We start from the raw sequence: 25315 nt of genomic DNA, 5'->3' as shown, positions 1-25315 counted from the left end.
AGAGAAAGTTAACAGACGAGTATAAAGAGGGTAAATCGGTTTTGCAGGGGAGTTTCCGTTAACAACCCCTGGGGGCACGTGTAAACTAGGCGGCTGTTAACGATGCCCGACCTCATATTCACCCGGAACAGGATCCAGCGACCGTGTCATGTCCCGAACGCCCATTGCAGTCGCCGAACCCCCGGTGGCAGCGCCGGTATGGACGGTTGCTGCTGGCGGGCATGCTGGGGCTGGGAGGTGCCAATGGCCACGCCCAGACTCCGCCTTCGGCGGCCGAGATTGACTGGCGGCCGAGGGCTGAGTTGCCGGAGGATGCCCGCCAGGCGCTGCCCCCGTTCTGTGAGGGTGGTTACCTGCCCTCCGGCCCGGCAGAGGGTGTCGCCAGCGCCTTGGCCGGCGGAGCTGCCGCCGACCTGCCGCTGGAGGCCAGTGGCCTGAATGCCCGCTACGAGATAGACCAGGAGCTGCTTCTTCAGGGCGACGTGCGCATTCGCCAGGGCCAGTTCCAGGTGAGCGGCTCGCAAGCACTGTACAATCAGACCGAAGGCGCGGTGTCGGTTCAGGGGCCGCTGGTCAGCCGGGGCTCCGGCTTCCTGCTGACCGGTGATGACGCGGACTATAACGTCCAGACCGGGCGCCTTGACGTCAATACCGCCACCTTCCTGCTCCATGGCCCGGAGATGCGTGGCCATGCCAGCCGTCTGGCACGGATCAGCGAGCAACAGGTGGTCATTCAGGACGGGTTGCTGACCACCTGTGGCCCGGGGCAGAACGACTGGGCCATCGTGGCCTCGGAAATCCGGCTGGATCGTGCCGAAGGCTTTGGCACCGCAAGGCACGTCCGCCTGGAGGTTCTTGATGTGCCGGTTTTCTACTGGCCCTGGGCCAGCTTCCCCATAGATGACCGCCGGAAATCCGGTTTTCTGTATCCCCAGTTCGGCTCCTCAAGTGCCGGAAGTGGTGGCTTCCTCTCGGTGCCCTATTACCTGAACCTGGCACCGAACTATGATGCCACGCTCACGCCCCAGTACATCCATGGCCGCGGCCTGTTCAACGAGGCCGAGGGCCGGTATCTGAGCTCGGTTGGCGAGACAGTCCTGCAAGTGGGCTACATTGCCAATGATTCGGAATTCGCCGATACGAACCCCGGCGAGTCGGGCGAACGCTGGGGCCTGGACTTTACCACCGAGGCGGATTTCCGCAGTGGCTGGCGGGGCTACGGAGATTTCTCCGCCGTGAGTGATAACGACTATCTCAGTGACCTGAATCGCAGCCTGGCCATCAACCAGGCAACGCACCTGCAGCGTAAAGGCGGCTTCAGCTACCGCAGTGCCCAGCAGTATTTCGATGCCTACCTGAATGACTATCAGACCATCAGTGAGCGCATCAGTAACGCCAACAAACCCTACGCCCAGCTACCCGAAGTGATCTACGCGGGTCAGGCGGAGGCTGGCGTGTTCGAGACCAGTGTGGAGAGCCAGTACACGTACTTCTACCGGGATAACGAGGGCCTGACCGGCCTGGAGCGGGCGAATGGCCAGCGGTTCCGTGCCAGACCGGAACTGGCGCTGCCGATGAGAGCCCTCTGGGGCTTCAGCCGGCCTTCGTTCAGCGTTGATTACACTCGTTATGAGCTGGAAGACTACGTGCTGGGTGATGGTTCGTTTGATCGCACCGTACCGATTGCCGAGTGGGACAACGGCCTGTATTTCGACCGCCAGGGCAGCCTGTTTGATGTACCCTACAACCAGACCCTCGAGCCCAGGCTGTATTACGCCTGGGCCGATGCCGATGCCGACCAGAACGACATTCCGGATTTCGACACCGCGCTCCAGACCTTTCGCTTTGACCAACTGTTCCAACCCGGCCGGTTTACCGGCGGCGACCGGGTGGCGGATACCAACCAGTTGACCGTGGCCCTGACCAGCCGTTTCAATGACCTGGTAACAGGCGCCGAGCGCGCCCGGTTCAGCATTGGCCAGGTGCAGTATTTTGAGGACCGTGAGGTCACGCTGTTCGGTGCGGGAGCCGGGACCCGGAGTCGCTCGCCACTGGCGGGCGAGGTGGTGCTGAACCCGCTGGACACCCTGGAAATCCGGTCGTCCGGCCTGTGGGATCCTGATACCGGTGATACCGAAGAGGGCCGCAGCCTGCTGACCTTCCATTCAACTGACTACCGTTACCTGGCGACGCTGGGCCATACCTACAGCCAGGACCAGCTGGAACAAACGGACGTCGGGGCGGTTTTCCCGGTGACGGATCGTGTTAGTGTCATTGGCCGCTGGGTCTACGACTCGGAGCTGGATCGCACGGTGGGCAGCCTGGCGGGCCTGGAATACAACAACTGTTGCTGGAGTGTCCAGATGGTGCACCAGGGTTACCTGACCGACGACCAGCAGCTTGAGAACCGCATCCTGTTCCAGGTTCAGCTCAAGGGCCTGGGTGGCAGTGGCGGCGCCTCAGCGCAGATTTCCGAGGCGATTTACGGGTTTGACGAAAGGGAGCGTCGCCGGTACGGAACTCCCTGACCGGGAGCGGGACTAAGGCCCTTACCGGTGCGCAGGCTTATCTTCTATTTGCAGAGGTGATTATGAAGGCGACTCTTCGCCATGGTTTAAAGATGTTACTGGTTTTTCTTGCGATTGTGGCACCGCTGACGGTGCAGGCAGAGCGGAAGCTGCTGGACCAGGTAGTTGCCATCGTGCAGGACGACGTCATTCTGCAGAGTGAGCTGGAAGCCAGAGTGGACACCATTACCAGTCGCCTCGAAGCCCAGGGTACCGGGTTGCCACCAAGGCAGGTGCTTCAGGAGCGGGTGCTGGAGCAACTGATTACCGAGTCCATCCAGATGCAGCTGGCGGATCGTGCCGGCATGCGCATCAGCGATAACGAGCTGAACGAGACCATGGCGAATATTGCCGAACGCAATGGTATGACCCTGGCCCAGTTTGAAGCGCAACTGGCGTCTGAAGGGGTGACCTACAACCAGGCACGTGAGCAGATCCGCAAGGAAATGCTGACCAGCCGGGTGCAGCAGCGGCAGGTGGGTAACCGGGTCCGGGTGACGGACCGGGAGGTTGAGAACTACCTGGAGGCCCAGCAGGCGCGCGGGAGCAACGTTGCCGAATACCGGCTGGCGTATATCTATATCAGTGTTGACGACCCCACCAATGAGGCGGAAGTGGCCGCCGCCCGGGAAAAGGCTCAGAGCCTGCGCCGGGAAATCGTCGAAGGCCGCGATTTCCGCGAGGTGGCAGTCGCGGAGTCTGATGCCAGCAATGCCCTTGAGGGTGGCGACATGGGCTGGCGCGCCGAGGGTCAGTTGCCGTCGCTGGTTGCCCCGGTGGTGCCGGAGCTGGCGGTGGGAGAGCCTTCCCCCGTGCTTGAGAACAACAGCGGCTTCCATATGGTGATGGTGATGGATAAACGCGGCGGAGAACAGCAGCAGGTGATTCAACAGCACCGCGTGCGCCACATCCTGGTTCGACCGTCTGACGCGATGACCGACAGCGAGGCGGAAGCCAGGATACGGGATATCTACCAGCAGCTTCAGAATGGTGCCAGTTTCAGTGCCCTGGCCAAGAAGTATTCCGACGACCCGGTGTCTGGCTCCGACGGCGGTAACCTGGGGTGGGTCAGCCCGGGCCAGATGGTGCCGGCGTTTGAACAGGCGATGATCGAGGCCGATGTTGGTGAATTCAAGGGGCCCTTCCGCTCGCAGTTTGGCTGGCACATCCTGCAGGTTCAGGAGCGCCGCAAGAAGGACATCAGTGATCAGGTCCGGGAATCCGAGGCGCGCCAGGCCATCTACCGCCGCAAGTTCGATACCGAACTGCAGAACTGGCTCCGGGAAATCCGCGACGAGGCCTTTGTTGAGTTCAAGGGTAAGTACGCCAAGGACGAGCCCGCAGAACAACAGCCAGCGTCGTGATGGACGGCCCCCTGGCTCTTGCACTGACCGCGGGCGAACCGGCGGGTATCGGCCCGGAGCTGTGTCTGCAACTTGCCCAAGAGCCCAGAACCGTCGGACTTGTGGTGGTGGCAAGCCAGGCACTGCTGGAAGCCCGGGCCCGGCAACTGGGGTTGGCGGTCATCCTGCATCCCTGGCACCCGGGCGACCTGCCCCGGGTGGAGGCTGGCCATTTGTCCGTACTGCATGTGGAAGGCTGTGCCAGCCATGAGGCGGGGACGCTCGACCCTGCCAGCAGTGCCTACGTGCTCAGAACCCTGGAGATCGCCGGTCGAGGCTGCCTGCAGGGTGATTTTGACGGCATGGTCACGGCGCCGGTGCACAAAGGGGTAATCAACGAGGCCGGTATCCCATTCAGTGGCCATACCGAATTCCTGCAGGAGCTGTGCGCGGTTGAACGGGTCGTGATGATGCTGGCCACCGAGCAGTTGCGTGTGGCGCTGGTAACCACCCACTTACCGCTCAAGGACGTTTCTGCCGCGATTACGCCAGAGCGCCTGGTCCAGGTGGCCCGGATTCTTGATGCCGACCTGAAAAAATTCTTCGGCATCGAGCAGCCGCGGCTTCTGGTGGCAGGGCTGAACCCGCACGCCGGCGAAGGCGGTCACCTTGGCCGTGAGGAAATTGACATCATCGAGCCAACCCTGAATAAACTGCGGGCCGAAGGCCTGGTGCTGACCGGGCCGCTGCCGGCGGATACCCTGTTCACGCCGCACTGGCTCGATCAGGCCGACGCCGTTCTGGCGATGTATCATGACCAGGGATTGCCGGTACTGAAGTTCCAGGGTTTCGGGCGCGCTGTGAACATTACCCTTGGCCTGCCGATTGTCCGGACGTCTGTCGACCATGGCACGGCCCTGGATCTGGCCGGCACCGGTCGGGCCGATTCCGGCAGTCTGCACGCGGCGATCGGAGTGGCTGGGCACATGGCCCGCTGTCTTAAATCCGCCAATCAAGAGACGCTTTCGTGAGTAATAAAGCCGGCCACCAGGCCCGAAAAAGATTTGGCCAGAATTTTCTCCACGACCCGGGCGTGATTGAGCAGATTATTCGCGCCATCAACCCCAGGCCCGATGACGCCATCGTGGAAATTGGCCCCGGCCTGGGCGCGCTAACCGAGGAAATTCTGGCGGTGAACCCGCGGCTGCAGGTGGTGGAACTGGACCGGGATCTGATTCCGGTGCTGCGGACCAAGTTCTTCAACTACCCGGAATTCCGGATTCACGAGGCAGACGCGCTCAAGTTCGACTTCAGCCAACTGATGGTGGACCGGCCCCTGCGGATTATCGGTAATCTGCCGTACAACATCTCCACGCCCCTGATCTTCCACCTGCTGGCGCAGGCGGGCGTGGTGCAGGACATGCACTTCATGCTGCAGAAAGAGGTGGTGCAGAGGATGGCGGCGGTACCGGGTGACAACAATTACGGCCGCCTTGGTATCATGACCCAGTATTTCTGCCGGGTTCAGCCGCTGTTTGAAGTTGGCCCCGGCGCTTTCCGGCCGGCGCCCAAGGTGGATTCGGCCATTGTCCGGCTGGTGCCCCACGAGACCTTGCCGCACCCTGCCAGGGATCTGACAACCCTTCAGGCCGTGGTTCGGACTGCCTTCAACGCGCGTCGGAAGACCCTGCGCAAGGCCCTGGGCGGGATGGTCTCTGTCGCGCAGCTGCAGAGCCTGGGAATCAATGATGGCCTGCGCCCGGAAAACCTGGGGCTGGCGGATTATGTCGCCATCGCAGACCTGCTGGTGGAAGAAAAGGGCCATGTGACCGACGCTGTTAAAGAGGTAAGTGATGACTGACTACGCCATTGGCGATATTCAGGGCTGTTACGACCGCCTCCGGGATGTTCTGGCCAAGGTGGACTTCTCCCCGTCGCGCGACCGGTTGTGGGTAGCCGGGGACCTGATCAACCGGGGCCCTTCGTCGCTGCAAACCCTGCGGTATATCGAAAGCCTGGCCACCTCTGCGGTGGTGGTACTGGGCAATCACGACCTGCACCTGATGGCGGTTGCTCTGGGTGGCCACGAGACCCGCCGGAAAGACACCTTGAGTGACATTCTGGAGGCGCCTGATCTCCACAGGCTGGTCAACTGGCTCCGCCAACAGAACCTGTGCATTCATGATCCGGCCCGCAATCTTGTCATGGCGCACGCCGGTCTGCCGCATATCTGGTCCGTGGACCAGGCCATGGGCTATGCCCGTGAGGTGGAAGAGGTAATCCGTGGCCCGGCCGCCGAAGAATACTTTACCCACATGTACGGCAATCAGCCGGAGTGCTGGGATGGCCACCTGGCGGGCATGGACCGGTGGCGGGTGATTACCAATTATTTTACCCGCATGCGGTTCATCGCCGAGGACGGCACCCTGGAACTGGCCACCAAGGAATCCGAGGATGACGCACCGGAGGGCTTTGCGCCCTGGTTCCGCTTTCCCCGCCGCGATGATACGCGGGTGGTGTTCGGGCACTGGGCAGCGCTGGAAGGCAAAACCGGTATTGAGCGCTTTATTGGTCTGGACACCGGCTGTGTCTGGGGCGGTGCGCTGACCATGATGAACCTGGATTCCGGAGAAAGGATCCATTGTGACTGCTGAATCCGTACAATCGTTCGCAAACCGGGTTCCGGGATGGCCGCTGATTGCCGGTGGGTGTCTGGCGTTGCTGGCGGTTATGGCCGGCGCTTTCGGTGCCCACGGTTTGCGCGGCCTGGTGAGTGAGCGCGACCTTGAAGTTTTCCAGACGGCCGTTACCTACCAGATGTATCACGCGATTGCCCTGGTCATGGTGGCCTTGCTGTCGGGCATGGGGCTGTCCAGAAAACTGCTGGGCTGGGCTGCCGGGTTCTATCTGGCCGGCATTGCGCTTTTCAGTGGCAGTCTTTACCTGCTGGTGCTGACCGACGTTCGCTGGTTTGGTCCGGTCACGCCGGTTGGTGGCGCGTGTTTCATGGTGGGCTGGGTGCTATTAATAATCTCCGGCATAAACCGGAACAGGTGATGACGACAGAGGTTGAAGAAGCTCATGCAGGTTGATGTAAACGGTGATGCGATGGAGTTGCCGGCAGGTGCGACCATTGCCATGCTGATCGAGAAAATGGCCCTTACGGGCAAACGCCTGGCCGTCGAGGTTAATGAGGACATCGTGCCCCGGAGCCAGCATCCGGACTTTACCCTGAGCGATGGCGACCGCGTTGAAGTCGTTCACGCCATTGGCGGCGGTTGAGTCATCCGGCCCGTCACCCATCCACCGACGGCGGCAGTTTCCATTCTCCAGTATTCAAAATATTCAGGACCACTATGACAGAGACATCCGAACTTCAGCTCCCGGAAGACAAACCCCTCGAAATCGCCGGGCGTGTGTACCAGTCCCGGTTGCTGGTCGGCACCGGCAAGTATCGCGACATGATGGAAACGGGCCATGCCATTGAGTCCAGCGGCGCGGAGATTGTTACTGTTGCAGTACGTCGGACCAATCTGGGCCAGAACCCGGATGAGCCGAACCTGCTGGACGTGATTTCCCCGGAGCGCTATACCATTCTTCCGAACACCGCTGGCTGCTACACCGCCAAGGATGCGGTACGCACCTGCAAACTGGCGCGGGAACTGCTGGATGGCCACGATCTGGTCAAGCTGGAAGTGCTGGGTGAGGAGAAGACGCTATACCCGAATATGACCGAAACCCTGGTGGCCGCAGAAGCGCTGATCAGGGACGGCTTCAAGGTGATGGTTTACTGCTCTGACGACCCTTTGCTCGCTAAACGCCTTGAAGAAATGGGTTGCATCGCGATCATGCCGTTAGGCGCACCCATCGGCTCAGGCCTGGGGATCCAGAACCGCTATAATATCCGCCTGATCGTCGAGAATGCCAACGTGCCGGTTCTGGTCGACGCCGGGGTGGGCACTGCGTCAGACGCGACGATTGCTATGGAGTTGGGCTGCGATGGTGTCCTGATGAACACGGCCATTGCCCAGGCCAAAGACCCCATAAAAATGGCCAACGCCATGCGCCTGGCTATCGAGGCGGGCCGGGAAGCCTACCTGGCGGGCCGTATGCCCAAGAAACTTTATGCGAGCGCATCCTCGCCGATTGATGGCACCTTTTTCTGAAAAAAGCTGAGAACGGGGTCAGATGAACGCTTTCATCTGACCCTATGTTTGAATATAAACGAGGGTCGGCACCGAACGACCGGCCCCGACAACGATAAATCAGAGCGCTGCTGTCCTGCCATGACTGACCAGAAACCCAGTCGCCGCGAGGCGATTCTCCATGCCCTTGTGGAGCTCCTGGAGACCGATCCGGGCGCCCGCATCACCACCGCCGGCCTCGCCCGGTCCGTGGGCGTTACTGAAGCGGCCCTTTACCGCCACTTTCCCAGTAAACGGAAAATGTTCGAGGCGCTTATCGAGTTCGCCGAAGACGCGGTGTTCTCCCGCTGCCAGGTGATCCTGCAGGAGCAGGAGGACGTGCGTGTTCGCCTTCAGCAACTGGTACACCTGGTGCTGGTGTTCGCCGAACGCAACCCGGGCCTGTGCTGCGTGCTGACCGGCGATGCCCTGATGGGCGAAAACGACAACCTGCGAAAGCGGGCCTCCCAGTTCTTCGAACGTCTGGAAACCCAGGTACGCCAGACCCTGAAAGAAGGCGAAATCCGCCAGGGTCTGCGGCCCAGAACCAGTGCCGCCCGGGGCGCCGATTATGTCCTGGTCTTCGTTGAAGGCCGGATCCAGCGGTTCATCCGGTCGTCGTTTTCGCGGTTGCCCTCAACCGACTTTGACGAGAGTTGGGGATTGGTTGCCGAGGGTGTTTGGGGCTGAGCCTGGAGTTATCTTCCGGTTGGTAGCCGGCTGGTTCTGGTGCAAGGGAGCGGCGAGATGGCTCTGCACAGAACCGCTACGAGCACGTCCATGTGCGCTTGTTTCCGGCCATCCCTGGCCTTCAACATTCTGTGCAGAGCCATCCCGCCGCTCCCTTCTGACTCAGCAGATATGTCAGCCGTAGGTTGGATTAGGCGAAGCCGTAATCCAACAATGCCCATTGGGAAACCCCGCAATTGTCGGATTACGGCTTTGCCTAATCCGACCTACAATGTTGCCTTGTTCAGGTTTCCAATATCACTTCAGTAACGTCGGCAGGGGATGGGAGCCTTCTTCCCGGAATGTCGGAGGCCATGGATGGCCGGAGTCAAGCGCACACGGATGTGCTTGTAGCGGTTCCGGGAAGAAGGCTCCCATCCCCTGCCTGCCTCCGAAACCGGCAGGCTGCGTAACAGAGGCGGATTCCGAAACCTCACTCATACCCCGAAGCCGACCGGAGAATGGAACGAACCGGTTCCCAGACCGCCGGCGCCGAGATCAGGATATCGCGGCCCCAGAGGTCTGCGGGGTAGCCGTCCGGTACTTCGCTGAAATGCCCCGCAGTGGCGCCCGCCTCCAGGGCGATCAGGCGGGCGGCGGCGAAGTCCCAGGGGCTGACGTTCTCGTAGTAGATGTCCAGGCGGCCGCAAGCGACCCAACAGATATCCAGGGCTGCTGAGCCAATCCGGCGCAGGTCGCGGCACTGGTGAATCATGGCATCCAGGCGTTTGATCAGAGGTTCCAGGGCGTCCTTGGTGTAGGGGAAGCCGGTCGCGAACAGGGCATCACGAGGCACGGTAGCGCCGCTGTGGCGGATCGGATGATTGTTCAGGGTAGCGCCCTCGGAGCGAGTGGCCCGGAAGGTTTCCCCGACGAAGGGCGCGTGCACCACACCGGCCTGAACCCGACCTTTTTCCGCATAGGCAATCGACACAGCCACCTGCGGGTGGCCATAGGCGTAGTTCACCGTGCCGTCGATCGGGTCGACAATCCACAGGGGCGTGTCGAGCTCTTCGGCCTGGCGGAGGTCCGGCATGGTTTCCTCGGACAGGATACGATGGCCGGGAAAGCGCTTGCGGATGGCACCGGTGATGAACTCATCGGCCATGACGTCGGCGTGGGTGACCAGCTCGGTCTGGTGCTTGTAGTCGGTGCGCAGGGCATTGCCGTCGCGCTCGCGGCGGATCAGTTTGCCGGCTTCATGAGCCAGGTTTTCGGCAAAGTCGGTAATCTCGAGTAGAGAGACAGAATCAGACATGGCGCCCCCGTTGATATCCCGTAAGAGAATGAGGGCGCCAGTCTAACACGGCACAATCAGAGGCTGCTGAGCCACTGCGCCATCTTGTCCATGGCTTTCACCAGTCGGGGGCAGGCCTGTTGCACGAAGTCATCGCCCAGCTCCTGATCCGCATAGTCGCCACCGGCAAGCTGCAGGGATTCGGCGCCATCGAAATCCACAAAGGCCAGCCGGGCTGCCAGATGATCCGGTACGAAACCGAAGTCGCTGGCCGGCAATATGGCCACGCCGGTGTTCTCCAGCAGGGTCTGGCAGAGGGCCTGGCTGGTCTTGATGTCTTTCCTGGCCAGTTGGTCACGGAAGCTGGAGAAATCGGGGAACAGGTAGAATGCGCCTTCGGGTTTCTGCACCACCGCGCCCATCTCGGTCAGGCGGCGATGCATGTATTCGCCCACCACCTTCAGAACCCGGCGGGACTGTTTCAGGTATTCCTCGATGTCGTCGCCGCCGTTGAAGGCGGTAATGGCGGCATGCTGAATGGGGGCGCTGGTGGCGGTGTAGGTTTCGCTGGCGATGATGGCCATGGCGTCCTGCAGCGGGCGCAGTTCCCTTGGAAAGATAAACGTACCCAGGCGCCAGCCGCCGGCTCCGGCCCACTTGCTCAGGCCGGTGCTGATAATCGTACCTTCCGGGTAGTACCGGGCAATGGACTTGTGCCTGCCCTCAAAGTGCACCTCACCGTAGATCTCGTCGGACAGCAGGATCAGTCTGTATTTGCGGGCCACGTTGGCGATGGCCAGCAACTGGTCATCGGTGTAGGTGCAGCCGGTCGGGTTGGAGGGGTAGTTCAGGATCAGGATCCGGGGCCGCGACGCGTCGTCGCGGCAGACAATGTCCAGCTCCTCGGCGGTGAGCTGCCAGTTGTTCTCGGCGTGGGTCGGCAACCAGTGCACGGAACGGCCGATAATCCGTGCCTGGGGCGCATAGGATACCCAGCTTGGGCGGGGAATCAGCAGATCGCCGTAATAGGCCAGCTGCAGCATGAACAGCAGCTCCTTCGAGCCCGGGCCGATAAGCACATCCTCCCAGGTGCAGCGCATCCGCTCGCTGCGGTTGATGTAACCGGCGATGGCCTCCCGGAGACCCTTCAGGCCCTTGACCGGTAGGTAATCCTTTTCATGGGCGTGCTGCCTGAGCGCTTCCACCACGCGATCGGGAACCGGGAAGGGCGATTGCCCCAGCCCGAGCTTGATAATGTCCTTGCCTTCGGATTTGAGCTGGTTGCTGAGCTCGTTGATACGGAGGGTGGCCGAGGGCTGGATGCCCCTAACGTTGAGGTTGATCGCGAAACGGTGGTCGTTCTGGATGTCCATGGGCCCTGTCTATTGGTGGAAGGTGGCTGTTGGTTAGCGTGACCTCCTCAGTATAGAAAACACGGCCATATCTGTGGTGGGGGAGTGGATAGGTGATTACCGCAGTTCAGGAAAAAACCTGCGCGCACTTACCCTCTCCCCTGCGGTGGCGGTCAGTGCCTGGGGGTCTGGATCCAGACCTCCACCCGGCCATTGCGCGGACTGCCGGCACCGCCGACCGGCATGTACTGCCCGTAGCCCGTGTAGGCCACATCCCGGACACCGGTTTTGTCCAGGGCCATGCGAACGGACAGTGCCCGCAGTTCCGAGATCATCTGGGCCCGGAGTTCATGGCTCTGGGTGTCGGCAAACCCGATCAGCAGCAGGTCGTCGGCCGTCCGGCCGTGCTGTTCCAGATAATGCTGTACCCGCTGCAGATCCCTGAGGGCCTTGTTGTCGAGCCTGGTCCGGCCCTCGGAAAACCGGAAGTTGACCGTCAGCCGCTGGTAATTGCCGGTCAGGCGGCGAAAACTCTCGGGCGTCGAGTTGTCAAATTCCGGCTTTACCGCAATGGGGTTCTGGGAAATGAACCCGGATTCTGCCACCAGGGCCTGGCCTTTCTGGCCAAGGGCGAAGTCGATCAGCCCCGCAGCCAGCGGTGGCATCCGGTCTCCGGGGGTGTACATGAACAGGCGTCGGGAGAGCGGGTAATCCTCGCTCGCGACGGTCAGTTGATTGGGCTTGAGAGCGGGAGCATTACCTTCGGAAATGGCCAGCACTTTACTGTTGCGCACCGACGCAAGGCCGGAGAAACCGATGCCCGCGGGATCCAGGCTGACGTCATCAGACAGCTGGTCGTTGGATTCGTAGCGCCTGGCATTCCCGTCCAGGGTGTATTGCTTGCCCAGAACCAGGGATTTGAAGGTGTCCCAGGTGCCGGAACGGTCGTCTCGTGCGTATAGATTAATCGGGCGATCCGGCCCGCCCAGCTCAGACCAGTTCCGGATCTGGCCCGAGAAGATCTTGCCCAGGGTCCCGATACTCATCTGGCTGACCGGGTTTGACGGATGAACCAGAACTGCGAGGCCATCAATGGCAATGACATGCTCGCTTTCCAGGGTTGTCAGGTCGGCCCGGGCGCGGAACTGCTCCACCTCTGACGGTTTGACCGGGCGGGAGGAGGCCCAGATATCCGCCTGGCCGGCGGCCAGGGCCTTGAAACCGGTACTGGATCCGTGCGCTGCAACCAGAACGTCTGTCAGCCGGTTGTTCACCCGGGCTGCCAGGATCTGTTCATTTTCCTGCCCGGTGCCTTTCGCGGAAACGGCGCCTGTGGTCTTTTCCTTGAGGTAGCCCGTAACCAGCATGGGGGCGAGCGCTGCGCCAATGGTGTTGGAACCGTGAATCTCCAGTTCATAGGCGGGCACCGGGAGCGCCAGAAGGCTGGCGATGAAAAGTCCGGTTAGTTGGGTAATCTTCCGTGTGTGTCGGGCCATTTTCGAAAAACCTATGCAAGACAAATGGTTGGAAAGAGGAGAATGCTTCAGGAATGTGACATTTGTGTTGCAGCCGGGCGGGAGGTGGTCCGGAAAACCGGCGTTCATGTAAAAAAATGTTAATCAGGCCGCGGAGTGCCGGAGGCTGCTGCCTTATAGTGGTGCCTCCGCGGTAACAAAAATAAACACAGCGGGGAGAGGCATAACATGGGTGCCATCATATCGGAGCCACAACGGCCGCAAGTGGGGTCGGTTCGAACACTGCCGCTGGCGAAGGTCCTTCTGGTCGACGACCACGCACTGTTCGCCCAGGGGCTGGCCGGTCTCATGCATCAGGAGGGCCTGGCCGAATCCGTTACCACGGTTGCAACGGTCGAGTCTGCCGCCGACCTTCTGGCCCATGACGACGGTTTTGAGCTGGTCTTGCTGGACATCGCCCTGCATGGCGAAACCGGCCTCGCGTTGTTGCCAAGGCTGGCCAGCCACCGGGAAACGCCTCCGGTTGTCATTATCTCCAGCAGTGAGGATGAGAGCACGGTGCGGGCCGCCAGGGCTGCCGGGGCGAGTGGCTTTCTCGCCAAATCCGCTGGCCGGTCCGCTCTGGTCACCATGGTTCGGGCGGTCATTCGGGGCGAGGGCTATTTCCCCGGGGGTGTCCGGCCTCTGACGCAGCAGCTGCCATTAACCCCGAGGCAGATGGACGTGCTGGTATTGCTCGCCCAGGGGTTCCCGAACAAACGCATCTGCCAGAGCCTGGACCTGACCGAGCACACGGTGAAAACCCACCTCAAGGCAATTTTCAGCCAGCTTGGTGTTCACAACCGGACCGAGTGTGTCAATCTGGCCCGGGTCCAGGGCTGGCTGTGACGGGCACAGGAAACTGCACCCAGAATGTCGAGCCCCGGCCTGCTTCGGTGTCCATGCCGTAACTGCCCTGCATCAGCGTGGTGAATTCCTTCACGATGGTCAGACCGAGCCCGAGGCCGGGGCGGTCATTTGGCCCGCGCCCTCGCACATAGGGCAAAAACAGCGTGTCTTTGAGCACCGCCGGAGCTCCGGTGCCGTTATCGGAGACGCCTATCCGTACCTGACGGCCGACGCGTTCGGCGGCCAGGTGAACGAGCGTGCCGCTGCTGTGTTCCACCGCATTGAATACCAGGTTCTGCAGCACTCGAAGCAGCAGGCCGGGGTCCGCCAACACCTGAAACTGGCCGGATTCATGGTTGATCCGGATGGCCATATCCCGATGCCCCAGGGCATCGTTCATCATATCTCCCAGATCCCGGAAAACCGCGGCCAGCGATACCGCCTGAATGTCCGGCCGGATCATGCCTTCGTTCAGCCTGGCGCTGTCAAACACCGTGCCGAGCAGGCGCCGCAAATGCCGGATCATGTCCTGCAACTGCCCCGTGGCGGGGTGCGGGCCATCGGCCGGCGAGAAGCTCTCCAGCGTTATGTCGATGACATTGAGTGGCTGGCGCAGGTCATGGCTGGCGGCGGTGATCAGTTCGGTTTTCCGCCGGCTTTCATCCCGGGTAGCCTGATGCATCAGGTCCAGCAGCTGGCGGTCCAGAAAGTGCGCCCGGTGGCGGTAGTCGCTGGTCCAGGCACCAATCATGCCGATGGCATTTGCGGTCATCAGGAAGAACAGGTTGCTCAGAATCGGGGCGGGCGCCATGCCGCTCCAGAGCTCGGTCACCAGATAGCTGATGACCAGAACCATGGATACCACCGAGGCACTGAAAAAGGGCAGGCCCATGGCAAAGTAGCCGAACATCAGTATCAGGATCATACCCTCGTAGGGCAGCGGGAACGCCAGGTGCCGGGCGGCGCCGATAATCGCCACTACCGTGAGCCCGCCGAGCAAATAGGCCAGGGTGTAGATGCACTCAAAGTGTCTGTCGGAGGGGGTGGGGCGATAGGCCAGCCAGACCACCAGGGCAATCAGCGGGCAGGTAATGGCCAGCCGGATGGTTACCGTGATCCTGGCCAGTTCGGTGGGTAAGGTGAGCATGTCCATGGCGGCATAGACCAGGAACAGGGCCAGGCCGGCCACCGAGACAGGCCGGGCGCGAAGGCGGATGAGCGCTGCCCGGTTCTGCTTGTAGGTGTCCTCGAGGGAGGGCGCAAAACGCAGGTTGAGAAAACCGGCTGCCTGTTGTTGTCTGATCTGCTCGGCGTTCATGACCGTGTCCGGTAGCGGGCAAGTCTCCGGATTGTACCGGGCCCGGGCCGGCGATTTCGCGAGCCCGGGCACATTCCGGTCAGCTGTTACCCAGCATTCTCAGGCGGGCCCAGGTTCGCTCCTGCTGGTCCGGGAAATATTGCTGCAGCAGGGCATCCTGATACGCCTCACGCTCCTGTTCTGCCAGCCCAGAGGCTGACTGCTGGCTCAATGCGTCCTGGAATGTCTGGAAGCGTTGGGCGAATTGCTCACGATCTTTCAGGTAACGCACCACCTCGGTGGCGTCTTCGGAATCCAGCCCCAGCTCCGAGAGCCGCTGGCCGGCCTCCTCGGGCGAACTGGCCGAGCCGATGGCGGCTACCCGCTCCTGTTGCTGGTGGCTGCTGGCGAGCAGCTGTTCCTCGGTTGCCTGCATGGCCTCTGGCAACTGGTTGCGGTGCCACTGGATCAGGGCCTGCTTGCCCTGGTTGCTCAGGTCCTGCCGCTGCCGGATGGCCAATGTCGCCAGGGTGTATTCGCTATAGGCCTCTTCCTGCCCGAAAAAGGCTTTGTGCACCTCAGGGTCGAAGGTGGACTGGCGGAGCTTTTTCAGTTTAGTCAGGGCATCGCCCAGAGCCGAGAGCTGATAGGCCGGGTCTGATTGCCGGGCCGGATCCAGCCGGGTCTGCATCACAGAGAGGGCTGCCTGTTTGTAGGCCAGATACTGGTCGAGCAGGGCCAACGCCCGGGACGCAGCCGGCTCCGGCAAGTACTTTTGGGCCATCTGTTGAATCTGTCCGATGGCCACCTCCGGCGAGACTTCCCCCACGGTGCTGAGAAAATAGTCGAAGAAGTCGCGCACCTGCAGGTTGATCACCAAGCGGCCGTCTTCGTCTGCTCGAAGGGCTCCGTCGATGTCGGTACCGGCCAGTGAGGGCGCGAACGGTTGTGGCCCGAGGGTTTTGGGCGTTGTGGCGTTGTCCGGCGGTTGCCTGGTCTCAGCCGAGGCCAGAGAGGTGCCGGCTTCTGAAGGGTACCCGGAGAACTCCGGAGTTGCGCCCGCCTGCTCAGCAACCGGAGCCGGGGCACTGGTCGTGTGTTGGGTCGTCTGGGCCAGGCCATACCACAGAGCACCGCCGGCCAGCGCGGCCGACAGTGCACCGGGGAACAGCCACCGAGGGGTTGCGGTGGGTGTCCGTGTCATGGTCACCTCAGAGGCCGCGGTTCTGCAGTCGGTTGGCCTGGGCGCGATAGAGCGTGACCGGGTTGGTCCACAGGGAGCGTGCGCCCAGCAGGTGGTTGATGGCATCCACATGGTTCATGTCGTAATGGGTGCCAATCACGTTGCCCATCATGGTGGAACACACACCAACCAGGCCGTCGTTAGGCTCACTGCCGAAGGCCAGGGCAGTAATGCCGAGGAAGGGATCGGTAATGTCAAAGACATTGGTCCAGACGCCGCGGCCTGTCCAGGAGAAGAACTTGATGCGGTTGCCGTTGATCCACACGTCCTCGTTGGTACCGGCGCAGGCGTTCCGGTTGACCCCTTTCCAGCCCAGGGCATCGTTCAGGGCGATGGTGCCGGGTGTGGTCAGGGTCTCCAGGGCAGCCAGGCCGTCCTGCGGATTGTCAGCGCCGGACAGAGCATTGATCAGGTCGCCAAGCGCGTTGGCAATGGCGTCTGCCCCGCCCTCCACGTAGCTGCCCGGCGGCAGGATGCCCCGGACCACATCGGCCACCCTGGAGCCCTTGTTCACGCCGTCGATGGAGGTGATAGACGCAATCCGCTGGGGAACCAGTGCGGCAGCCACCCGGGAGGTGGGAGCCCCCTGGCTGTGGGCCATGAGGTTTACCTTGGCGTAGCCCAGGCTGTTGATGTAGTTGGCCAGTTGCTGGCCGCGCTGTTCACTGCTGTTTACGAAGGAAACGCTGGCGGTATAGACCTTGGCGCCACTGCGTTCGAGGTTCCAGGGAATGGTGTGGAAGTAGTTGATCAGCCCGCCGATGGTGTTGAATCCGGTAACGCCATGAACAAGCACAATCGGATAGCGGGTCTGGGTGTAGCCGGCGTGGCTGGAAAATGAGGCGGACAGCAAGACCAGCCCCAGCATGATTGCTGTGGTGAATCGGTTACGCATGGTTGACTCCTGTTGTTTTTGTTGACGACGGCACAAGGCAGCCGACGGTCGTCGATGCGTGGTCGATTATTCGTTCAAAACGCGTAGGCAGGAATCGCCCAAATGGGTGAGGCCAGTCAGGCGGCGGACTCAGGGAAGCCGGTGAGGTTCCAGCTCCATATGCTGTATACGCTGGCCCAGCATGATGATCCGGCCGGTGTAACGCTCTTCGCCGGTGGAGGTGAAATCGAACAGGAACCGGCGCCAGACCCGGAGCCGGCCCTGGTCATCGCGTTTGAACCAGAGGCCGCGAAGAAACACCGCGTCGTCCAGCAGCATGACATCCATGCTCTTGCAATAACGCTTTGCGGCCTGAAGCACAGAATCCTTGATGGCTTTGGCGCGCCACCAGTACCAGATGGCGAATCCGGCCACAAACAGCCAGAACAGGGTTCCAAGAGTCACGGTTACGGCGATCTTCCAGAGTCATTCAGGGGTTAGACCGCCAGACTACCTTATTGCACTGGCCCGGGGAATCATCCTTTGACCGTTGCCGACTGAACCGGCAGCAATCGATAACATAGCATTTGCAGGAAGTGGCTGGTCAGCGGTTGGGCCTCGCAGCAGGCTGCCCGGACGCTGCGTATCATGGGCAGGGTAAGCCAGAAAAGAATTGCGAAGACTGACAGCACGAGCCCCTGAATAACCAGCAGGTGAGGCAGGGTAAGTTCGGTCAGGCCGAATGCAAGAATGGCGGAAGCCAGCGCATGGACAGTTGTTTTTCTGATTGTCAGATCACTATCGACTGCATCCCGACCATCCGATATCCGGTTATTGCAATAATTGAACATTTTCCCACCATTTCTTGTGCTTTCGTCGTAGCCGCTGTGGTTTTGCAATATATGGCTAGGTTGGCGAGAGATACTCCTTATGCTGGTTTATGGGGCTGGTCCGACCAGGTTCAGGGACGGCTGAAAAGGAGTGAGCAGAGCATGCAGGCATTACAACAAAAAGATTTCAGAGCCCTGGTGGATACTCATCCCAGGGCCATCATACTGTCTACGACAGAGCCCAGAATTGCCTATGTCAACCGAATGTTTCAGTCAGTGACTGGCTACCAGGCCGAGGAGGTTATTGGCCAGACGCCCTCGCTTCTGAGTTCAGGGCTGCATTCGCCCGAGTTCTACCACGCCATGTGGGACAGTCTGGAGCGTCACGGGCGCTGGGAAGGCCTGATATGGAATCGGCGCAAGAATGGTGAGACCTATCCGCAGTGGTTGACGATCTACCCCGTGGAGCACGACAACCGGCGGCTTTATGCCGGCGTGTTCATGGACGTGGGTGACGTTGCCGCCAGCAATGAGCAACTGGCGTCACTGGCGTATTATGATCCGCTCACCGAACTACCCAATCGTTCACTGTTCCAGGAGTTCCTCAAGGCCCGCGTATCTCAGCGGGATGCGGACGGTCGCCGTTTCGCGGTACTCTATGTGGATCTTGATTTCTTCAAATCCGTCAATGACCTGCATGGCCACGACTGTGGCGATCGGGTGTTACAGCAGGCGGCTCTGTGTATCCAGAGCGTGCTGAGACGGGGCGATGTGGTTGCGAGGCTTTCGGGCGACGAATTCTCGGCGATCATCGAGTTGCAGTGCGATGATGACCTGGACGGTGTCTGCCAGCGCATGACACAGATCTTCCGGGCCCCTGTGGTGGTTGATCAGCGTGAATATTTTCTCTCCGCTTCCGTCGGCGCGGCGGTGTATCCGGATCATGGCCGAAGCGGTACGGAGCTGCTGCAGAATGCTGATAGGGCCATGTACACCGCAAAACTGGCGGGGCGGGCCTGCTATCGCATATATTGCGCCGCAGATACCGAGCAGGGACGCTACCAACAACGTTTGTCGGAAGCCCTGATTGCCTCGCTGAAGACCGCACCGGAAGAGTTCCGTGTGGTTTATCAACCCCAGTACCATCTTGCCTCCGGCCAGATAGCCGGTCTGGAAGCGTTACTGCGCTGGGATCATCCTGAGTTCGGCTCTGTGTCGCCGTCAGATTTTGTTCCGATTGCCGAGCATCGTGGCCATATCCACGAGCTGACCGGGCATCTGGTGCGCTGTCTGCTCGCTGACCTCCCGCAGTCTCCCGGGCGTTTACTGCCAGGTCTTCGCCTGGCCATCAATATCTCCGCCCGCCAGATCACCGACTCCCGTCTCGAAGCCCTCCTCAAGCCGCTTTTCCAGCGTATTGGCGGAATTGGCTGGCTCCCTGAAATCGAGATCACCGAAACTCACCTGATGCATCTGTCCGTACCATGTCTGGATCGGCTACGGGAATTTGGTAGGCAGGGGGTGATCGTTGCGATTGACGATTTCGGAACGGGTTACTCTTCGCTGGCGTACCTGCATACCTTGCCGGTTCACGTGCTCAAGATTGACCGGCAGTTTATCCAGCGCCTGGGCGAAAAATCCCGGGATTCGCGGATTGTCTCGGCGATTCTCGGCATTGCCGATGCCCTGGAGCTCGAGGTGGTGGCCGAGGGCATCGAGCATGAAGAGCAGTACCGGAAGCTGCGTGAGCTGAAATGCCATCGGGGACAGGGCTATCTGATGGCCCGGCCGGCATCCTGGCATTCACTGAATGGCGCCCTGATTGACCAACATCAAGAATAGCTGAAACAAACACGGCGCCGGCGCGGTTTTGCAATATCTGGCTAGGTGAAAGGGAGGTATTGCCCTGAAAGTGGGGCGATAATCACTGCCCCGAAACCTTATGCAAAACACTGTGCCGGATCTGGAACTTGATGCTTATCTGCGACTCAACCGGGCGTCCCTCGGTGAGTGGCTTACCGCTATTCGCGAGATTTCCGGTTGTGATGACATGCTTTGCAGGCCGCGCAGCGGCGCCGGTCCGGTGGGGGCCTTGTCGGCACTTGAGTCAGACAGCGGAACGGTGGTTTGTGTCCATGCCAGCCAGGGCATGGACATCACAGGCTGCCAGTCGGCGGGGCCGGTTCTTCTGCTGCCCAGAGCCGGAATCGTCGAGATGTCTGTTCGCAATGGTCCCTGGAAGCCACTGGAACATCTGGTGGTTGGTCGCCCGAGCGATCGCTTTGGGTTGCGCCTGCACGAGGGCAGCCAGATCGTCATTCTCAGACCGGCGGCGGGCATGCCGGGATGCCCGGACTGGAACAACCTGAGCGACAAGCTCCCGGTCTGGGAGGATCTGATCGCCTGCTATCTGCACCGCTCGGCGTTTTTTCGCGACGATGCGCATGCCAGGGCCATGACCCGTCAGCTTTTCCGTCAGTTGGCAGCGTCTGCTGGAAACGAGGCGAGGCCGCCCTGCCAGTGCCCCGAGCTCGATCGCCGGCTACTCAGGGCGATCGAGAAGATCAGGCAGGAGCCGGACTGGGACTTCAACCTGCAGGAGTTGGCCCGTCATGCTGGCGTCAGTGAGCGGAATCTTTACTACCTGATGAAGCGGGAAACCGGTATGACGCCCTACCGGTTATATCAGCGTAACCGGCTGATGCGGGTACGGCACCGGCTGGTGGACTGCCGGTGCGAGGTGCCGCACATTTCCTGGTACGCTGCCGACGAGGGCTTTTCCCACCTTGGCCGGTTTGCGGCTCTATACCGCGAACACTTCGGTGAGCTGCCCAGTGAAACCGTGCAATGGCGGCACAACCTGCAACAAAGGGAGGCGGTTTCCGGGACGACCCTGGCGCTGGGCTGAGTACTGAATGGCCATGAAAAAGCCCGGCGCACTGGACAGTGGCCGGGCTTTTTCAGTTAGCGGTTTCAGTGCGCCGTTGCCGGTCGACCGTCCCCGTTGTCATCAGGCTCGTCGGCATACTCGTCGGCGGCTGAGCCGTGATGGTCACGGCCCAGCAGGATATAGAACGCCGGCAGTACAAAGATGGTGAACAGCGTACCGATGCCGAGACCCGCACTGATAGTCAGGCCAATGGCGAAGCGGCTTTCCGCTCCCGGTCCAATGGCAATCAGCAGCGGCACCATGGCAAAGATCAGGGCCAGGGAGGTCATGATGATCGGGCGCAGCCGGATAGCGGCAGCTTCAATCACAGCCTCAACCTTATTCAGCCCCCGGCTCTTCTGTAGCTGGTTGGCAAACTCGACAATAAGAATGCCGTTCTTGGAGACCACGCCAATCAGTGTGATCAGGCCCACCTGGGTGTAGATGTTCATGGTGGCGAAGCCGAGCACAATGAACGCCATGGCACCGGCCACCGACATGGGCACCGAGACCAGAATGATGAACGGATCGCGCCAGCTCTCGAACTGGGCTGCCAGCACCAGATAGATCACCAGCAGTGACAGGAAGAAGGTGACTACCAGTGCATTGCCCTGGGTCGCCAACTGCCGGGTCTGGCCGGTGTAGTTGTAGCTGAAGCCCTGGGGGAATACCTCGGCTGCTGTCTTTTCCATGTAATCCATGGCGGTACCCGCAGCCACACCCGGCTTGACAACCCCCTGCAGAGTGAGGGAGTTCTGCTGGTTGAACTGGGTCCGGTTGGACGGCTCCACATCGTGGGTGAAGCTCACCACACTGCCCAGCGGTACCAGTTCACCGGTATCGGTGCGTATCTGGTAGTCGTTCAGCTTCTGCTCATCCAGCCGGAACTGCTGGTCGACCTGGGGAATCACCTGGTACGACCGGCCTTCCATGTTGAACCGGTTGATATAGCCACCACCCAGCATGCTGGCCAGTGTCTGGCCGATGTCCTGCATGGACAGGCCAAGATCGGCAACGCGGTCTCGGTCGACCTTGATCCGGGTCAGGGGCTTGTCGAAGTTGATGGATTTCTGCAGGAACATGAAGTTACCACTGCCCATGGCCTTGCCCAGCAATTCGTCCGCCACCTGGTTCAGCTGCTCGTAACTGTTACCGGTCGTGATCACGAACTGGAACGGCAGGCCACCACCGGAACCGGGCAGGGACGGTCGGGGGAATACCGCGGTCTGCAGGCCAGTCACCTTGTTCAGTTCGGCGGCCAGCTTGGGCTGGACCTCGAACTGGGTAATCTCCCGCTGGCTCCAGGGGGCCATCTTGAAGCCGCCGAAGACCGCATTCGGGCTGGTGATGCCGATGATCATGAAGTCCTCTTCATAGCCTGGCACGGTCGACATCCGGTTCTGGATTTCGTCGCCATGCTCCTGAAGATACTCCAGTGTCGAGGTTTGCGGCCCAAGCCCCTGATAGAACAGGATACCCTGGTCCTCGGTTGGCGCCAGCTCGCTCTGGCTCATCATCACCATGAAATAGATCGAGCCCAACACCACCACGGCGAAGAACACCACAACGGATTTGGTCTGCATCAGTGAGGACAGCGCGGACTTGTAGCCGCGTGACAGGCCGTTGAACGTGCGCTCGACCATCTGCTCAAAACGCCCCGGATTGCCATGGGGCTTGAGCACCTTGCCGGAAAGCATCGGTGAAAGGGTGAGGGCGATGATGCCAGAGATCACCACCGCGCCGGCCAGAGTGAATGCGAATTCGGTAAACAGGGAGCCGACCAGTCCGCCCATGAAACCGATGGGGGCGTAGACCGCCACCAGGGTAGTGGTCATGGCGATGATGGGAACGGCCATTTCCCGAGCGCCGTTGATAGCTGCCTCGAACCGGGATTCGCCGTCCTCGATGTGCCGATGCACGTTTTCCACGATGATGATGGCGTCATCCACCACCAGGCCGATTGCCAGCACCATGGACAGCAGCGTCAGCAGGTTGAGCGAGAAACCGAACGCCAGCATGACAAACGCACCACCAATCAGCGACAGGGGTACGGCAACCGAGGGCACGATGGCGGCCCGGAGGGAGCCCAGGCAGAGAAACACCACCACCAGTACAATAACCAGCGCTTCCAGCAGCGTCTTGATGACCTCATTGATCGAGTCCTCGATGAAACTGGAGGCATCGTAAGCCAGCCGCGCCTTCAGGCCGGAGGGCAACTGGTTCTTGATCTCGGGCAGTTCTGCTTTCACCAGACTGGCAACAGTGAGCGGATTGGCGCCCGGCGCCAGCTCGATGGCCACATAGGTGGCCGGCTGGCCCTTGTACAGGGCTAACTGGTCGTAAGTCTGGGAGCCCAACTCCACCCGGGCAATGTCCTGCAGGCGGATCTGTGAGCCTTCAAACTGTTTGACCACAAGGTTCCGGAACTTGTCCGGATCAGCAACATCGGTGTCACTGGTCATGCTGATTTCTGTGTAGGTGCCCTTGGTGTTGCCAACGGCCGCCTGGTAGTTGTTGGCGCGGAGTTTGGCTATCACTTCTTGAGGCGTCATATCCACAGCTGCCAGACGTTCAGGATTCAGCCAGACCCGCAGGGCAAACTGACGGCCGAACAGGCGGGCCTTGCCTACGCCGGAGAGCGCCTGCAGTTTGGGCTGGACCACCCGCGAAAGGTAATCGGTGATCTGGGGAACCGCCATTTCCTCACTGTAGAAGGCAATGTACATCAAGGCGGTGGAGTCACCGGTCGTGGACGTAATGACCGGATCCTGGGCCTCGGCGGGAAGCACGTTGCGCTGGCTGGCCACCTTGGCCTGAATCTCAGCGAGTGCTGCGTTGGCGTCGTAATTCAGCTCCATCTTGGCTTCAATGGTGGACGAACCCTGTGAGCTGGTAGAAGTCAGGTAGTCGATTCCGCTGGCTTCGGCAATGGCCTGCTGCAGGGGCGTGGTGATGAAGCCCTTGATCAGGTCCGAGCTGGCCCCCGGGTAGGCCGTGGTGACAGTTACCGTGGTGCTTTCCAGCTCCGGATACTGTCGGATTTCCATTTCCATTGCAGCCCGTGCGCCCAGCAGGAGTATCAGGAGGCTGACCACCGTCGCCAGAACCGGGCGGTGGATAAATATGTCGGTGAATCGCATTACTCGGACGCCTCCTGGGTTTGGCCGTCTTGCTGGATTTCGACCTTCTGGCCGGCACGCAGACGAAGCAGACCCTTGGCAACCACGGTTTCACCGGCCTTCAGGCCGGATATGACAGCCACCCGGGCGTCGCGGGTTTCCCCGGCAACGATGGTGCGGCGGTCGACCACCAGGTCTCCGTTGTCGTTCTTTTCAACCACAAACACGAAGTCACCGTAGGTGTTGTATGAAATCGCGGTGCGCGGAATAGTGACCACCTGGCGGTCTTGCGGCTGCCGGGTCTGGATGGTCGCAAACATGCCCGGCCGCAGGCGGTTTTCAGGGTTGTCCAGAGTGGCGCGGATGCGCACGGTGCGGGTCTGGGGGTTGACCGACGTGTTGATGGCACTGACGTTGCCCTCAAAAGTCTGTTCCGGAACGGCGGCCACGGTGGCCACCACCGGATACCCGGTGGCCACCTGTGGCAGATCCTTCTCCGACAGGGTGTAGTCAACGTAGATCGGATTCAGCATGTTGATTTCGACAATCGGTGTGCCGGTGGGGATATACTCCCCCTGATCCACCATCCGGATACCCAGGGTGCCGTCGAACGGCGCCCGGATGATTTTCTTGCTCAACTGCGCCTCGGCTTCGTTCACCCGTGCACGGGCGGCGTCAAAGTTGGCCTTGGCTTCGTCGTACTGGGACTGGGATACCGCGCGCTTTGGAAGCAGGTCGGCGATCCGCTTGAATTCCTGCTCCGCCAGTTGGGCCTCGGCCCGGCGGGTGCGCAGGGCGGCTTCGTCAATTTCCGCATTCAGGCGAATCAGTACGTCACCCTTGTTAACGGTGTCGCCGGACTCAAAGTTGATTTCTTCAACAACGCCGGGAACCTCATTCGCAACCTGAATGCCATTCACGGCTTCGATACTGCCCACCGCCTTGATGGCCGGAGTCCAGCTCTCGGTAACGGATTTGGTTGCGGAAATCAGGGTTGGCGGCTGGGGCTTGGACATCTGCTCTTGCATCTGGCCAAACTGGTAGAATTTGTAGCCGAAGATGCCTCCGAGCACCACGCCTAGGAAAATGATGACGATCAGAAAGCGGGAAGCAATGCGCATAGTTCAGGTCCTGGAAATCAATGTCCTGTCTGGGTGAAGCAACTAGGGGTGAGACAAGGGAGGCTGGCGATCTGCGGTCCCTTGCCGATCCTTTGCACGACGACAGACTGTTTGAATACGGGAATCA

The 25315-nt window shown here is 60.7% G+C and carries 22 protein-coding genes; 12 read left to right on the top strand and 10 right to left on the bottom strand.

Annotated features, from left to right (window positions below; all coding sequences use genetic code 11):
* Positions 1–221 precede the first annotated feature (221 nt).
* The 9 genes from msub_RS13630 to slmA all read left to right on the top strand — a co-directional run bounded on the left by msub_RS13630 (position 222) and on the right by slmA (position 8784).
* Positions 222–2528, top strand: a complete 2307-nt coding sequence (locus tag msub_RS13630; protein WP_048497126.1) for an LPS-assembly protein LptD — start codon at positions 222–224, stop codon at positions 2526–2528.
* A 62-nt stretch (positions 2529–2590) separates the two neighbouring features.
* The gene (locus msub_RS13625) at positions 2591–3931 is read left to right on the top strand and encodes a peptidylprolyl isomerase (protein WP_048496510.1); all 1341 of its coding nucleotides are present in this window, start codon (positions 2591–2593) and stop codon (positions 3929–3931) included.
* Entirely contained in the window at positions 3931–4941 is a 1011-nt protein-coding gene (pdxA, locus tag msub_RS13620; protein WP_048496509.1) for a 4-hydroxythreonine-4-phosphate dehydrogenase PdxA, read from the top strand. The genes msub_RS13625 and pdxA overlap by 1 nt, the downstream gene beginning before the upstream one ends.
* Positions 4938–5771, top strand: coding sequence for a 16S rRNA (adenine(1518)-N(6)/adenine(1519)-N(6))-dimethyltransferase RsmA (gene rsmA, locus msub_RS13615; RefSeq protein WP_048496508.1), 834 nt, complete (start codon positions 4938–4940; stop codon positions 5769–5771). Before pdxA ends, rsmA begins: the two co-directional genes overlap by 4 nt.
* Positions 5764–6564: a symmetrical bis(5'-nucleosyl)-tetraphosphatase gene (locus tag msub_RS13610; protein WP_048496507.1), complete on the top strand. Its 801-nt coding sequence runs from the start codon at positions 5764–5766 to the stop codon at positions 6562–6564. Before rsmA ends, msub_RS13610 begins: the two co-directional genes overlap by 8 nt.
* A gap of 43 nt (positions 6565–6607) precedes the next feature.
* Complete coding sequence (locus msub_RS13605) at positions 6608–6967, top strand: DUF423 domain-containing protein (protein ID WP_048497125.1); 360 nt, start codon at positions 6608–6610, stop codon at positions 6965–6967.
* Positions 6968–6991: 24 nt separating this feature from the next.
* Entirely contained in the window at positions 6992–7192 is a 201-nt protein-coding gene (gene thiS, locus msub_RS13600) for a sulfur carrier protein ThiS (RefSeq protein WP_048496506.1), read from the top strand.
* A 74-nt stretch (positions 7193–7266) separates the two neighbouring features.
* Complete coding sequence (locus msub_RS13595; RefSeq protein ID WP_048496505.1) at positions 7267–8076, top strand: thiazole synthase; 810 nt, start codon at positions 7267–7269, stop codon at positions 8074–8076.
* Between the two features lie 120 nt (positions 8077–8196).
* On the top strand, positions 8197–8784 hold the full coding sequence (gene slmA, locus msub_RS13590; RefSeq protein ID WP_048496504.1) for a nucleoid occlusion factor SlmA: 588 nt from the start codon (positions 8197–8199) through the stop codon (positions 8782–8784).
* Positions 8785–9256: 472 nt separating this feature from the next.
* Here slmA and msub_RS13585 read toward each other — a convergent pair whose 3' ends face one another.
* From msub_RS13585 to msub_RS13575, 3 genes are all read right to left on the bottom strand, one after another.
* Positions 9257–10081 (bottom strand): inositol monophosphatase family protein, encoded by an 825-nt coding sequence (locus tag msub_RS13585; RefSeq protein ID WP_048496503.1) that lies wholly within the window; start codon positions 10079–10081, stop codon positions 9257–9259.
* 56 nt (positions 10082–10137) lie between these two features.
* Positions 10138–11433: a pyridoxal phosphate-dependent aminotransferase gene (locus tag msub_RS13580; RefSeq protein WP_048496502.1), complete on the bottom strand. Its 1296-nt coding sequence runs from the start codon at positions 11431–11433 to the stop codon at positions 10138–10140.
* 152 nt (positions 11434–11585) lie between these two features.
* Positions 11586–12908 (bottom strand): substrate-binding domain-containing protein, encoded by a 1323-nt coding sequence (locus tag msub_RS13575; protein WP_082146497.1) that lies wholly within the window; start codon positions 12906–12908, stop codon positions 11586–11588.
* A 207-nt stretch (positions 12909–13115) separates the two neighbouring features.
* Here msub_RS13575 and msub_RS13570 point away from each other — a divergent pair, with 207 nt between their 5' ends.
* Entirely contained in the window at positions 13116–13775 is a 660-nt protein-coding gene (locus msub_RS13570) for a response regulator transcription factor (protein WP_048496501.1), read from the top strand.
* On the opposite strand, the gene msub_RS13565 is transcribed toward msub_RS13570, so the two are convergent.
* The 5 genes from msub_RS13565 to msub_RS13545 all read right to left on the bottom strand — a co-directional run bounded on the left by msub_RS13565 (position 13744) and on the right by msub_RS13545 (position 18088).
* Positions 13744–15093 (bottom strand): sensor histidine kinase, encoded by a 1350-nt coding sequence (locus msub_RS13565; protein ID WP_048496500.1) that lies wholly within the window; start codon positions 15091–15093, stop codon positions 13744–13746. The two genes, msub_RS13570 and msub_RS13565, sit on opposite strands and share 32 nt — an antisense overlap.
* Positions 15094–15172: 79 nt before the next feature.
* Positions 15173–16276 (bottom strand): lipase secretion chaperone, encoded by a 1104-nt coding sequence (locus tag msub_RS13560; RefSeq protein WP_048497123.1) that lies wholly within the window; start codon positions 16274–16276, stop codon positions 15173–15175.
* A 7-nt stretch (positions 16277–16283) separates the two neighbouring features.
* The gene (locus msub_RS13555) at positions 16284–17210 is read right to left on the bottom strand and encodes an esterase/lipase family protein (protein WP_048496499.1); all 927 of its coding nucleotides are present in this window, start codon (positions 17208–17210) and stop codon (positions 16284–16286) included.
* A 129-nt stretch (positions 17211–17339) separates the two neighbouring features.
* Entirely contained in the window at positions 17340–17654 is a 315-nt protein-coding gene (locus msub_RS13550; RefSeq protein ID WP_048496498.1) for a DUF3301 domain-containing protein, read from the bottom strand.
* Positions 17655–17725: 71 nt separating this feature from the next.
* Positions 17726–18088 carry a hypothetical protein gene (locus msub_RS13545; RefSeq protein ID WP_156182768.1) on the bottom strand — a complete coding sequence of 121 codons (363 nt, stop codon included), beginning with the start codon at positions 18086–18088 and terminating at the stop codon, positions 17726–17728.
* 93 nt (positions 18089–18181) lie between these two features.
* On the opposite strand from msub_RS13545, the gene msub_RS13540 reads away from it, so the two are divergent.
* Positions 18182–19861: a putative bifunctional diguanylate cyclase/phosphodiesterase gene (locus msub_RS13540; protein WP_048496496.1), complete on the top strand. Its 1680-nt coding sequence runs from the start codon at positions 18182–18184 to the stop codon at positions 19859–19861.
* A 100-nt stretch (positions 19862–19961) separates the two neighbouring features.
* Complete coding sequence (locus msub_RS13535; protein ID WP_048496495.1) at positions 19962–20927, top strand: AraC family transcriptional regulator; 966 nt, start codon at positions 19962–19964, stop codon at positions 20925–20927.
* 65 nt (positions 20928–20992) lie between these two features.
* Here the strand turns inward: msub_RS13535 and msub_RS13530 are convergent, their stop codons facing one another.
* Both msub_RS13530 and msub_RS13525 read right to left on the bottom strand, forming a co-directional pair.
* On the bottom strand, positions 20993–24088 hold the full coding sequence (locus msub_RS13530) for an efflux RND transporter permease subunit (protein ID WP_048496494.1): 3096 nt from the start codon (positions 24086–24088) through the stop codon (positions 20993–20995).
* Positions 24088–25188, bottom strand: coding sequence for an efflux RND transporter periplasmic adaptor subunit (locus msub_RS13525; RefSeq protein ID WP_048496493.1), 1101 nt, complete (start codon positions 25186–25188; stop codon positions 24088–24090). The genes msub_RS13530 and msub_RS13525 overlap by 1 nt, the downstream gene beginning before the upstream one ends.
* Positions 25189–25315: the final 127 nt, after the last annotated feature.

This window comes from Marinobacter subterrani (assembly GCF_001045555.1).
Taxonomy (GTDB): domain Bacteria; phylum Pseudomonadota; class Gammaproteobacteria; order Pseudomonadales; family Oleiphilaceae; genus Marinobacter; species Marinobacter subterrani.
The sequence above is the reverse complement of the archived record's forward strand: the minus strand, read 5'-3'. Positions and strand labels throughout refer to the sequence as shown.